The organism is Moorena sp. (genome assembly GCF_982860115.1).
Map to the genome: position 1 here is coordinate 1 of NZ_CEYLVT010000224.1, position 12,279 is coordinate 12,279.

Here is a 12,279-nt window from a genome sequence, read left to right on the forward strand (position 1 = left end):
CTCCCTACTCCCTACTCCCTACTCCCTGCTCCCTACTTCCTAAAATGCGATCGCTAAAATACAGACGATATAAATTACATCTAAAACTACAATCATTCCCATGGCGCTCAACCAGTCCAATACTTTCCAACTTCCGAGTGATAGTAGCATCCAGGCGCACTGGGTTAGTTGTACTAACTAATTGTTTAACAGCGTCCAGCAATTCGGGATGCTCTTGAATACTAGTTAACAGTAAGTAGAGATGACTGCCATAAATTCCTGCTTCTGTGGGGGCTAAAGCCAAAAGGCTATCCAGGGTTTTATCCCCTGCTTGGTGATTCTTGAGATAATCAAAAGCTTGGGATAATAAATCAGGATGTCCCCCCACCATTGCCATCAGTTTAGTTACTGAATCTACAGATAATGTCAAACCATAACCCTCGGCAAAGCTCTTAACCTGCTGAGCATTAAACTCTAGTAAATCTATCGGTAATCCCACATTAAATGGCGACTGATTCATACCTAAATCAATGTAAATTTCCGTAGCATGAGCCACCACTAACCGCAGTTTTTTCCAACTATCCTCAAACTTGCCACTCTCATGCCAACTACGGAGCAACGGCAGAAACCCTTCCGCAATGTCTTGATGGTGAAACACTCGATCAAGGTCATCCAAGCACAACACTAACGGACTTTCTAAAGAGGCTAACAAATACTCTTCAAAATAGGTGGTGCAGTTGCCTAAACTGGTTAAAAAAATATCATCCCAATAGGTATGTAACTGATTGGGCAATTTTAGTTTTTTACCAACGTGCAAGCAAAAGGACTTTAAAAATATATCTAAGTTAGTGAAAGGGAGCTGATTCATATTTAAATAAATCTGGCCATAACCCTGTTTTGCGCCATGGGCGATAATCTTCCTAATTAGTAAGGTTTTGCCCATCAGTTTCGGCGCTTTAATCCGAATTAACGCTCCCGGGTTAACAATTTCTTGATAACAACGAGCTTCAATGGGTGGGCGCTCAATATATATATCTTGTTCAGCTCTAGGTGGAGACGATGGCAACCCGCAATCTATCAATACTTGTTCATCCACTAACTCAGGCTTATACCTATTAACGATTTTAACTAATTCATCACGACAATTATAACCCTTAGCTTCAATATCAAAGTCTTTATAGATTTGGGAAATATGCTTTCTTACAGTAGATAGATAAGAGACACCTAGCACCTCGTCGTCTATAATTTCTTTATCTGTCTTGCCAGCCAGAAACGCCTCCAACACTTTTCGTCTTTTGGCAGGCATGTTCTGGTATTTTTCCTCAAAGGCTTCTTTGCTAATCATAGGCGAGCACTCCTTGTGCCTAAGGTACTCCTATGGTTAGTTTAGATTATTATTGATTAGTTGAGAAAGATTGAGACAATAATTTCACGAAGTTTGTTTAGTAGTGAAAAAGTAATCACGCATATTTTCTTCGAGCGTCACTAATGTCAAGAATAGTTTCACAAAGTTTGTTTATGAGTGAAAAAATAATCACGTATATCGTTTTCGAGCTTGACTAATGTGAATAACCGTGAACTAACGTGAAATTTGTTAGTAAGCAATCAGCGATCAGCCATCAGCCATCAGCCATCAGCCATTCCCGTAGCGTGGCCAAAAGCCAAGACCAACGGCTGACTGCTGACTGCTGACTGCTTACCAATAAAAAAAATCGGTCAAGGTTTGGTTAACCAATGCTTGACCGAATTCTATTATATAAGCCATTACAAGTATTGCTGAGCTGATCAGTAATCAGCTATCAGCTATCAGCTTAAGCGCTACGCGCACGCTACGCGAACAGCAAAAGGCTGACCACTGACCACTGACTACTAACCACTTACCTCAGCAACTGATCCAAAACAACAACATCCTAACTCAGTAAACTAACCTTCACAAAACAAGTTTCACTCATGGTCGCCAGGGGGTCAAACCCTGTCTTGATGCAGTCGCTCATGGGGGAAACCCCCAAGACCGCGCTGCATCGCTGGCAAATTACTATCCTAGTCTACGTAAAAATAGCGAATCAAACTGGTCATAATCTCATCAGGCTTTCCCGTAGGCTCGGGAGTGCTCCACTCGTTGGGATAGGCGTATTTAAGGCCATAAAGGGCAAGAATTGTCTTCCAAACTTTTTCAGGAGAACCGATCAAGATCAGCTTGACTTGCTTAGGTTTGCGACCAGGGTTTTCTGGGGTGTTATTGTCATCGGAGTTAGGTGGAATGTTCTTGGTCATGAATCGTGATTCCTGTAAATGGCTCATAGTATTAATATATTTATAAATTAATCAGTTGTCAAGGGATTTAGATTTTTTTTTATTAGTAAATATGGAGAATGTGGAGAGGGTTGTGAGTGTTGATAGAGTGGAAAATTTTTGAAAATAAACTAGTTTTTATTTGTCTATAGTTTTGGTAAAATTAATGTAATAATTCAACTATCAGCTATCAGACGCTTTAACTGCATGGGGTCACATGAGCAAAATAAGCAGGGATTTTCAAGCAATAGACGTTATTGTAATCGTACCTGAAACCCCACAAAATCATTCAATGGAACGTGAAGCTTTTCAACAATTTCCCCTAGAAGAACGTCGTCGCATTTTAGCCCAACAAGCAGAAGCTATGAAAGAGTATTATCAAGAAAATAAAGAATGGAAAGATTGGATAAATTTTGATAACGAGTAAGTCTATAGGTTTTAATTCGGGGAGGTGATTACTGGCTTTTAGGGAACAGGGAACAGGGAACAGGGAAAAAATCCTGTGTACCTGATAGTTATGAAAAACGCTGTATAATTGAAAGCGATCGCTCTTCAGAGCGCGCCAAAGGCGATCGCTGAGATTTAGCACCCTCGCTCTAGAGTTTCACGATTGTTTGTAAAGCAGTGAAACAATAATCACGAAGATATTATTCGATAGTCACAAATAGTAAAAACCCTGAGGAAAATAACAAGGTAGGTGAACTTTGCTCACAAATGTCCCTAAGTAATGTATTGAGCCTATAGTTGGAGATAAGAAGATTACTGAGCTAAAGGCTGAATAAATCATGTCTCAACCAAACAAACAATTTGACCCAGAAACCATCTACTTGAACGAGCGCATTCGTCAAGCCAAGCTTTCCTTTAACTTGCTTGTCGGGGCTACAATTCTAAGCGGGATTGTGGGTTTAATCGGCGCAGGGTTATTAATGTCCAACAAGTTATCAAAGGGAGCAGCAACTACAGCTATTGGATTAACATCAAGTATTGGTTTTGTTAAGCTAGCTAAGGATGCAAATGACCGGCTAGATGAAGCGATTAGAGAGGCAGAAGAGGAAGATGAGGATACATAGCATTTCTCAAATTATTAAGTAGTTTCGTAGTAGTGCAAGATCTAATTATTGCCTATTGCTAGCATGCCTATTGCCTATTCCTGGCATACCCTTAACTTCTCTTTAGCTCCGGGATGCCTGACAAAGTAATCTTTGAGCAATTCACAGCCCCGACGCAGCAGCTCACCTAAACTTTCAACCTTCCAAATTCTAGCAGTGCGGTCCCGTGAAGCAGTGGCAAGCTTCTGTCCGCAAGGGCTGAATTCTACACTTGTTACCGAGTTCTGATGCCCTGTGAACAGGGCTAATTCATTTCCCTGTAAGTCCCAAATTCTGGCAGTGCCGTCGGATGAAGCAGTAGCCAGCCTCTGTCTGCCAGGGCTGAAGGCTACACTTATGACCCAGCCGTGATTCCCTGTGAGCAAGGCTAATTGATTTCCCTGTAAGTCCCAAATTCTGGCAGTTTTGTCTTTTGAAGCAGTGGCAAGCTTAAGTCCACAAGGGCTGAATGCTACACTAATGACCCAGTCCTGATGCCCTAGCACGGCTAATTGATTGCCCTGTAAGTCCCAAATTCTGACAGTTTTGTCAAATGAAGCAGTGGCAAGCTTCTGTCGAGAAGGGCTGAATGCTACACTTGTGACCCAGTCCTGATGCCCTGTGAGCACGGCTAATTGATTTCCCTGTAAGTCCCAAACTCTGGCAGTTTTGTCAAATGAAGCAGTGGCAAGCTTAAGTCCACAAGGGCTGAATTCTACACTTAATACCGAGTCCTGATGCCCTGTGAGCAAGGCTAATTGATTGCCCTTGTTGTCCCAAATTCTGGCAGTGCCGTCTTTTGAAGCAGTGGCAAGCTTAAGTCCACAAGGGCTGAATGCTACACTTGTTACCGAGTCCTGATGCCCTGTGAGCAAGGCTAATTGATTTCCCTGTAAGTCCCAAATTCTGGCAGTGCCGTCTTTTGAAGCAGTGGCAAGCTTAAGTCCACAAGGGCTGAATTCTACACTTGTTACCGAGTCCTGATGCCCTGTGAGCAAGGCTAATTCATTTCCCTGTAAGTCGCAAATTATGGCAGTTTTGTCTTGTGAAGCAGTGGCCAGCCTCTTTCGATAAGGGCTGAAGGCTACACTATATACCAAGTCCTGATGCACTTTGAGTTTACCCCGTTCTCGGAATTTACTAATACTCTGCTGGAGGGCATATAGAGGACTAGTAGCAGGATAGTGATCCAGGGCGCGACCATCTGTTACTATATTAAATAGCTCTTGCCCAGTCTCCATTGCCTGGTACAAAAGCGTTTCCTCTTCTATACTGGTGCCGTAGTAAATATTATCCTGTAACTGTCGTAAAATACTAAGCCCTTGCCGTTCTAGTCGCGTGCCTAATTTGGCTTCTGCAAGTTGCTGCCTTGCATCAGTTAGCAACGCTTCTGCTTCCTGTTTGGCCTTGGCTAATATGTCACTAGCCTCTTTCTGAGCCGCCAAAGCGTTTCGCAATTCTCGGTTTTGTAAATCCTGACTAGCATCTAAAAACTCACGATCCAAATCGCTCAAGCTTTTACCCCTAGCCCAATCCCGAGCCTCCTGTAATGCTTTCCCGCGCAACAGTCGAGAGTCATCTGTATGCCCAGAATCAACCCAAGCGGTAAACGCCTCAGAGTAGGGGCGCAGTCTGGCCAATTCTTTCTTGACCCAATCGGGATTGAAAACCTCACCATAAATCCGGTTGTTAACCTCCAAACAGCCATGGCGCTGAACCACCAGCCCCGATAGCCTTAATTCTGTCTGTTCCTCACTCCCATCAGCAGCTAGACTACCCTGATCCAAAACTTGCTGATACAAACCCAACAGCCTAACAGTCCGTTGCTCATTTCTGAGGATGCGTTCGCGTAGCGGCTCTGAAAGAGCATCGCGTATAGTCTTCAAATGCTCTGGTTGATCCTGGGCTTCCCAATTTTCTATGATCTGCCTACGCACCACCTGTTCCACGGAAAGACTATTTCCCCATTCCCAGGTCTCGACCACCAAACGACACACCCGCTGGGTCAGAAACGGTTGTCCTCCCGTCCAGTGTACTATCTCACCTAAAACCTGTTCAGGATGATCCACCTTACCTACCAAACCGGGAAGCAAAGGCTGTTTGGCCTCCTCAAAGGTAAACCCAGTCAACTGAATATCCCGACCAATATTAAAAGGGGTGCGTTGTTTATCCTGAATTAAATCTGCGGGAGTTGCCACCCCCAGCAAACAAAAAGTCAGACGAGTGTAGGCTAGATTTTCGGCTCTTTTATTGTAACAAGCCCTAATTAAGGCAAAGAAATCATCTTTAAACTTAACTTTAATAAGACTGTCAATTTCATCAATAAAAATAACAATCTTTCCCGGAATACTGGTTAACACTATCTGCTCAATAAACTTACTTAAGCACAAGACGGGGGAGAGTTGATCACGCTCGTCTAACCAACGTTGATCATCAAATTTTCCTGATAGCTCTAAATCATCGAACAGTAAAGTCATCAAACTTTTATACCACATCGACACGGGGATTTGTTCTTTCCCAATCACGGTAAGATCGATAGAAGCGCAAGCAAATCCCTCTTCTTTTAGGCGTTTTATCGTTCGTACCCGCAAACTGGACTTACCCATCTGTCGGGAGTTCAGGACATAACAAAACTCCCCAGCCATCAATGCCTGATAAAGATCGTGATCAGCTTGTCGCGTCACATAAGTGGGTTCATCTTGAGGTAAACTACCCCCAACTTTGTAGACTATTGATTGTTGATTGGTCATTTTTGGAAAGGGAATAGGGAACAGGGAACAGGGAACAGTGTGGAGAGTGTGGAGAGTGTGGGGAGATGGGGAGATGGGGAGATGGGGAGATTGGGGAGTAACGCACCCTAAGCTACTCCCGACTCCCGATTCCCGACTCCCGATTCCCGACTCCCGACTCCCTACTCCCTAAAATGCGATCGCTAAAATACTGACGATACAAATTACATCTCAAACTACAATCATTGCCATGGCGCTCCACCAGTCCAATGCTTTCTAACTTCCGAGTGATATTAGAATCCAGGCGCACCGGATTGGTTGTACTAACTAATAATTTAACAGCTTCCAGCAATTCGGGATGCTCTTGAATACTAGTTAAGAGTTCACGAAGATGACTGCGATAAATTCCTGCTTCTGTGGGCGCATTAGCCAAAAAGTCATCCAGTGTCTTCTCGGCTGCTGGGTGATTCTTGAGATAATCAAAAGCTTGGGACAATAAATAAGGATGTCCCCCCACCATCCCCATTAGTTTAGTTACTGAATCTACAGACAACTTCAACCCATAACCCTGGGCAAACTTCTTTACCTGCTGATCACTAAACTCTAGTAACTCTATAGGTAATCCCACATTAAACGGCGACTGGTCGTTAGGTAACTTAACGTAAACTTCCGTGGCATAAACCACAATCAACCGTAGGTTTTTCCAAATCTCTTTACTATTAGCATCTTCATAGCAACTTCGGAGCAAAGTCAGAAACCCTTCAGCAACCTCTTGATGAGGAAACACTTGCTCTACTTTATCCAAACACAAAACTACCGGACTATCTAAATACGCTAACAAATACTGCTCGAAGTATCGTTTGCAGTTTACCTTGCTGGATAAACGATTGTTCCAATAACTATCCAACTGCTCTGGCAATCCCAAGTTGTCACCAACCCGCACACAAAACGACTGTAAAAATTTATCTAACTTAGTGAAAGGTAGCTCATTCATGTTTAAATAAACCCTTCCATAACCCAGTTCTTCGCTATGAGCGAGAATCTGATGACTCAGTAACGTTTTGCCCATCAGTTTCGGCGCTTTAATGCAAATTAACGCTCCAACTCTGACAATTTCCTGATAACAACGAGCCTCAATCGGTGGGCGCTCAATGTAAATCTTTTGAGCAGCTCCAGATCGAGACGATGACAACCCGTAATGTATTAATACTTGTTCAGCCACTAACTCAGGCTTATACATATTAACGAGTTTAACCAATTCACAACGAGAAGACGAACGATTAGCTGGAATCTCAAAGTCTTTATAGATTTGGGAGAGATGCTTTCTTACCGTAGATATATCAGAGACACCTAGCACCTCGTCTCTGATTGCTTCATGTGTCTTGCCAGCCACTACCGCCTCCAACACTTGTCTCCTTTTCCGAGGCATGTTCCTATATTTTTCGTCGAAGGCTTTTTTACTAATCATAGCCGATCGCTCCTTGTCCCCTGACTATTGCTCTTGTGAGTTGAGAGTTTAATTTATTAGTCGATCAAGATTGAGACAATAGTTTCACGAAGTTTTATGAAGCAGTGAAAAAATCATCACGGAGATACTATTCGAGCTTCACAAATGTGAAAAACCGTCAATAATGTGAAATTTTATCCACAAATCCTGACCGGTAGTTTTGAGAGCCTCTAGTTTAAGTAGAATGGGATTTACCCAAGCCAAAAGCATTTTTTAATGCTAAACAATGATGTCTAAACAAAACAAGACAATTTGACCGGTAAACCCGATTCTTTAAAGAGCGCATTCGTCAAGCCAAGCTTTCGTTTAACTTGCTTGTCGGGGCTACAGTAATAAGCGCAATTGTGGGTCTAATCGGCGCAGAATTATTTATGTCCAAAAAGTTATCTGAAGGAGCAGTGACTACGGCGGTGGGATTAGCATCAAATGTTACTTTTGTTAACCTAGCTAAGGATGCCAATTACCGGTTAGATGAAGCGATTAGAGAGGCAGAAGAGGAAGATGATGATGAAGAGTAGTAGGAATAGGGAATCGGGAATCGGAACCCACCCCTAACCCCTCCCAGGAGGGGAAAAGAGGGAACAGGGAAAAAATCCTGTTGACCTCATAGCTATCAAAACGGTTATAGCTTGACCCATGATATCTAATACCTAACCTCCCCATCTCCCCACACTTCCCACACTTCCCACACTTCCTATCTCCCCATCTCCCCATCTCCCTATTTCCCCACACGCCCCACACGTTTATGATGGGTATTCAAGCGGACTTGATATAACTTGTCTGTTGGCCAAAGGCTGTATAGAGTTGTCGATTCTGTTGACGGTTCAAGAATTGCCCACCGACATGTTCCCCATAAACTGTCTCTTGGGTAGCAGACTTAGGCAACAACTGCTCTAGAGTGACATCTTGAGAATAAATCTGGTGTAGTGCTGTGCGCACCAGATAGGGATAGCCACCGACTACAGACATCAGCTGTGCCACTTGATCAGTATCCCAATTCAGTCCATAACACCGTGCCAAATCCTGTACTTGTTCCTGAGTAAACTCAGGTAAAGCAATGGGCAGCCCCACATTAAAGGATTCATGGAGATTGAGCCAAGCATCATCTTCTGTGGCATAGACAACCACTAACCTAAGGTTTTGCCAAATATAGCTCCTACTATCTCCATACTTAGCTTTCTCATACCAGGTGCGCAGCAAACTAAAAAAGTCTGAGGCAATTTCCGGGTATTGAAACAGCATATCCACCTCATCTAAGCCCAGTACCAGTGGAGTGTCAATCTCAGCCAACAGATAGTTTTCAAAGTAGTCGGTGGTGTTAGATTTGCTGCCCAGAATCTCATCCCAATAATCCGCCAACTGATTCGACAACCCCAGGCTTTTCCCAACGCTGGCACAGAACCACTGTAATAATTTATCCAAGCTAGTGAAGACCTCTCGATTAGCTAGTTTAAAGTTGAGAGTGACTGTGGTATTTCCCTCCCATCGTGCCTGCTCCAGAATCCTGGCCATCAGGGAGGTTTTGCCCATTTGCCTGGGAGCATAAATCCGAATCAAGGCTCCGGGTTGCAAAATCGCATCATATGAGCATGCTTCGATGGGGGCACGCTCTACATAAAAAGGGGAATCTAGAGGAACTTGACCTCCGGGTAATTCCAGGATTGGGGAGCTTGACATTCTATGGTTGCTCTCTGGTTGCGAATCTTTTGCGATACGTTTGAGAACGACCTGAAGGTTTTTTTTGTTGACCTTTGTCCCCAATACTTTCGAGAGCAAGCTCCATAATTTGGCACCAACTGTTTTGACATGGGCAGTAGAAAAACAGTAAGTTTCCGCAATCTGATCATAAGTGTAATTTTCCCAAGCTCCCTGCAATACATCAATTTGGACTTTATCCAAATTCTGTTCAGTTTTCGCAAACACCAAGGATTGCAAAAGTTCGATCGCTTCGTCAATATGCATTATTTTTTTGTTTAAATTGCTAAAAAAAATAAACGTATGTCAACTCAAAAAAAACATTAACTATACGTTGGTAAACTATCAGCGAATGCACTACGTGCAGGCTACCCGAACAACCTTTGAATAAAACTAGTAAGGATTGGTTGAATATCTGTTACGTCAGCACCTGAAGTAGCGTAAACCTTTTGCTGACCGCTGTTCGCGTAGCGTGAGCGAATGGCTCACGGCTGAATGCTTAGATACGTTCCATAGTTTGATTATAGAAAAAAAATCGAATGAATAGTGAAGTTTTAGGCTAATAATCCGCAACTTTAATAAAAATTCATAAAAACAGCCTACTTTTTTATGGATAATTCATAAATTAACCGATTCCTTGATAATTCCTTGATAAACATCGATTAGTTTTTTACAAGTTTTTTATCAAACTTATCCCTGAATCATCCTACTTTTTACTACTGCCATTTTTGCCATTTTTATTTAAGTTATAAGTAATCAAAGATTTCAAAAAAAATAAATAAATACTTTAGTTTAACGGGAGTAAGATAATGGCTAATTTTCCTTTCATCACCAAGTCATCAATGGCTATGACAATCGCAGGTTCTATTGTTAAGAATTCAGGCTTTTTACTGGGTGCTACAAGCATGATGTTGCTGTCCCTAGGAACTGCCTCAGCCCAAGCCATTACTCTCAGCAATGGTTCCCTAGAAGTCACAATTCGAGAAGACAACGGTGCTATTGATACCGTCTTATTTGACAATAATTCCTTATTGCCTAGTGATTTTTTTAACCCAGGAAATCCTGTCTCCAACTTTGGTTTTCAAAACGGGACAAACACATCTACTTTTGTCAGAAACACCACAACAGATTTTGCCCAACAAGCCGTAAGTGTTAGTAGCAGCGGTGACTCTGTGTTCGTGACAGGAACATACACTGGAGGGGGTGCTAATGTCGATTTTACCCGCACCTATTCCCTGGTTCCGGATTTGAACGTGTTGAGCATCTCAACTGAATTTATTAACAATGGTTCAGAGGTAGCGCTGCGTTATTTTGACACGCTTGATCCAGACCAGGGTGTTGCTCAAGGAAACCGCACCGGCACTTTCAATGATGTGTTGTCACTCTCAACCGATGCTGGATTGGGAAAAGTCGGTCAAGCCACAGAAACAGATGGTCTTACGGTAGTCTTGGGGTCAGTAGACCCTGATGTGACTGTTGCTTCTGGTAATCCTTTTCAGATATTGGATGGTAATGGTTTAAACAATTTCTTTAATGCTCCATTTGATGGTAATGGCGCTTTTGCCGACGAGGGAACACATATTGGTCTTGAATTACTTCTCGCTGCTGGAGAATCAGGTTCTTTTCAGTACCATCAAGCTTATGGACCATCAATAGCCCAGGCTCAGAAGGAGTTCATCCTGGCAAATTCCATTGATGTCCCTGAACCAGCTTCGGTGTTAGGTCTACTAGCAGTAAGTGCAATCGGTGCGGGTTCAGCACTAAAACGCAAAGAGGCCATCAAAGGGTAGACCCAATTTAAGAAAATCAAATCCGCCTGAGTATTATTTATGGGAGAGCGATAGCGAAGAATTTTGGTAATTCTTCGCTATCCTTATTGTTAATGTATCGCTGCTGGTGTTAGATGCTGCTCATATCCCCGCCAGACACCGACTAATATTCCTTGAACCTGGACATGTTTTGCCATCACTTCTATGGGGTGGTACTTAGCATTAGAGGGTTTAAGAGTAACTTTATGACCCTTACGATAGAAACGTTTCAAGGTTGTACCATGTCCATCCACCCGTGCCGCTACAATTAGACCATTCTTGATGTCATCGGGATCAGGCACTGGTCGCATAATCACCACATCCCCTTCTGTAATTAAGTCTTCGATCATGCTGTCTCCAGTAACCCGCAGAGCAAAGTTACCTGGTTGCTGGAAAAAGCCAGATATATCCAACTCCTCAACTGTGTCGGTGAAGGGTTCCACTAGACCCCCGGCTGCGATCGCTCCTAAGACAGGAACTCCCAAATTACAATGCCGCAGCAGCCTAATCGTGCGGGCTTTTCCTTCCGTCCAATCAATGTATCCCTTGCTACGCAAATGTTCCAGCCTACTCTGAATCGGTGCTGGTGAGCGCAAGTTCATTGCTCTCATCATTTGCCGGATCGAAGGGGCATGGTGTGACATGCGAATATAATTAACCAGCCAATCGTACAGTTCTTGTTGGGCAGATGTGAGGTTTTCCATAAGATTCTGGACAAAAAATGGTCGTTCTTTGTGATTGCTCTATAGAACATTGGTACTATCAACTCTTGTCATTTGTCCAGAGTATTGTTCGGGGGTAGAGGGTGGGGAGATGGGGAGATGGGGAGAGTTTGGTAAGTGTGGGGAGATGGGGAGATGGGGAGATGGGGAGATGGGGAGATGGGGAGAGTTTGGTAAGTGTGGGGAGATGGGGAGAGTTTGGTAAGTGTGGGGAGATGGGGAGATGGGGAGAAACGGGAGATGGGGAGGGTGGGAAGTGCGGGGAGTAACGGTTGTGTCCCCCCCTTATTAAGGGGGGTTAGGGGGGATCCCTAGTTTGCACGGGGCTTTGAAGGTGCGGATGCAGGTAACCCAGATTTTTTCCCGATTCCGGATTCCGGATTCCGGATTCCCTGTTCCCTATTTTCCCCTCCTGGGAGGGGTTAGGGGTGGGTTCCTATTCCCTATTCCCTATTCCCT

12 protein-coding genes are annotated in these 12,279 nt (G+C 43.5%); 6 read left to right on the forward strand and 6 right to left on the reverse strand.

What is annotated here, in order from left to right:
• Positions 1-4: 4 nt before the first annotated feature.
• Together AC4II3_RS26655 and AC4II3_RS26660 are read right to left on the reverse strand one after the other, a co-directional pair.
• Positions 5-1,324: an AAA-like domain-containing protein gene (locus AC4II3_RS26655; protein ID WP_488016931.1), complete on the reverse strand. Its 1,320-nt coding sequence runs from the start codon at positions 1,322-1,324 to the stop codon at positions 5-7.
• Positions 1,325-2,019: 695 nt separating this feature from the next.
• Positions 2,020-2,253, reverse strand: coding sequence for a hypothetical protein (locus tag AC4II3_RS26660; RefSeq protein ID WP_488029183.1), 234 nt, complete (start codon positions 2,251-2,253; stop codon positions 2,020-2,022).
• Positions 2,254-2,488: 235 nt separating this feature from the next.
• Between AC4II3_RS26660 and AC4II3_RS26665 the strand changes: the two genes are divergently transcribed.
• The gene (locus tag AC4II3_RS26665; protein WP_488016714.1) at positions 2,489-2,698 is read left to right on the forward strand and encodes a hypothetical protein; all 210 of its coding nucleotides are present in this window, start codon (positions 2,489-2,491) and stop codon (positions 2,696-2,698) included.
• 358 nt (positions 2,699-3,056) lie between these two features.
• Entirely contained in the window at positions 3,057-3,341 is a 285-nt protein-coding gene (locus tag AC4II3_RS26670) for a TRADD-N-associated membrane domain-containing protein (protein WP_488016716.1), read from the forward strand.
• 74 nt (positions 3,342-3,415) lie between these two features.
• Here AC4II3_RS26670 and AC4II3_RS26675 read toward each other — a convergent pair whose 3' ends face one another.
• The gene (locus AC4II3_RS26675) at positions 3,416-6,109 is read right to left on the reverse strand and encodes an AAA-like domain-containing protein (protein ID WP_488016718.1); all 2,694 of its coding nucleotides are present in this window, start codon (positions 6,107-6,109) and stop codon (positions 3,416-3,418) included.
• Positions 6,110-6,146: 37 nt separating this feature from the next.
• On the opposite strand from AC4II3_RS26675, the gene AC4II3_RS26680 reads away from it, so the two are divergent.
• Positions 6,147-6,281 (forward strand): hypothetical protein, encoded by a 135-nt coding sequence (locus tag AC4II3_RS26680; RefSeq protein WP_490722940.1) that lies wholly within the window; start codon positions 6,147-6,149, stop codon positions 6,279-6,281.
• Here AC4II3_RS26680 and AC4II3_RS26685 read toward each other — a convergent pair.
• Positions 6,222-7,556 carry an AAA-like domain-containing protein gene (locus AC4II3_RS26685; RefSeq protein ID WP_488016173.1) on the reverse strand — a complete coding sequence of 445 codons (1,335 nt, stop codon included), beginning with the start codon at positions 7,554-7,556 and terminating at the stop codon, positions 6,222-6,224. The genes AC4II3_RS26680 and AC4II3_RS26685 overlap by 60 nt on opposite strands.
• Before the next feature lie 323 nt (positions 7,557-7,879).
• Here AC4II3_RS26685 and AC4II3_RS26690 point away from each other — a divergent pair, with 323 nt between their 5' ends.
• Entirely contained in the window at positions 7,880-8,113 is a 234-nt protein-coding gene (locus AC4II3_RS26690; RefSeq protein WP_488016175.1) for a TRADD-N-associated membrane domain-containing protein, read from the forward strand.
• Positions 8,114-8,351: 238 nt separating this feature from the next.
• On the opposite strand, the gene AC4II3_RS26695 is transcribed toward AC4II3_RS26690, so the two are convergent.
• Positions 8,352-9,557 carry an AAA-like domain-containing protein gene (locus AC4II3_RS26695; protein ID WP_488016171.1) on the reverse strand — a complete coding sequence of 402 codons (1,206 nt, stop codon included), beginning with the start codon at positions 9,555-9,557 and terminating at the stop codon, positions 8,352-8,354.
• 542 nt (positions 9,558-10,099) lie between these two features.
• On the opposite strand from AC4II3_RS26695, the gene AC4II3_RS26700 reads away from it, so the two are divergent.
• The gene (locus tag AC4II3_RS26700) at positions 10,100-11,080 is read left to right on the forward strand and encodes a PEP-CTERM sorting domain-containing protein (RefSeq protein WP_488016169.1); all 981 of its coding nucleotides are present in this window, start codon (positions 10,100-10,102) and stop codon (positions 11,078-11,080) included.
• Between the two features lie 89 nt (positions 11,081-11,169).
• Here AC4II3_RS26700 and lexA read toward each other — a convergent pair whose 3' ends face one another.
• Entirely contained in the window at positions 11,170-11,802 is a 633-nt protein-coding gene (lexA, locus tag AC4II3_RS26705) for a transcriptional repressor LexA (RefSeq protein ID WP_488016167.1), read from the reverse strand.
• A gap of 101 nt (positions 11,803-11,903) precedes the next feature.
• Between lexA and AC4II3_RS26710 the strand changes: the two genes are divergently transcribed.
• On the forward strand, positions 11,904-12,089 hold the full coding sequence (locus tag AC4II3_RS26710) for a hypothetical protein (protein ID WP_488029181.1): 186 nt from the start codon (positions 11,904-11,906) through the stop codon (positions 12,087-12,089).
• Positions 12,090-12,279 lie beyond the last annotated feature (190 nt).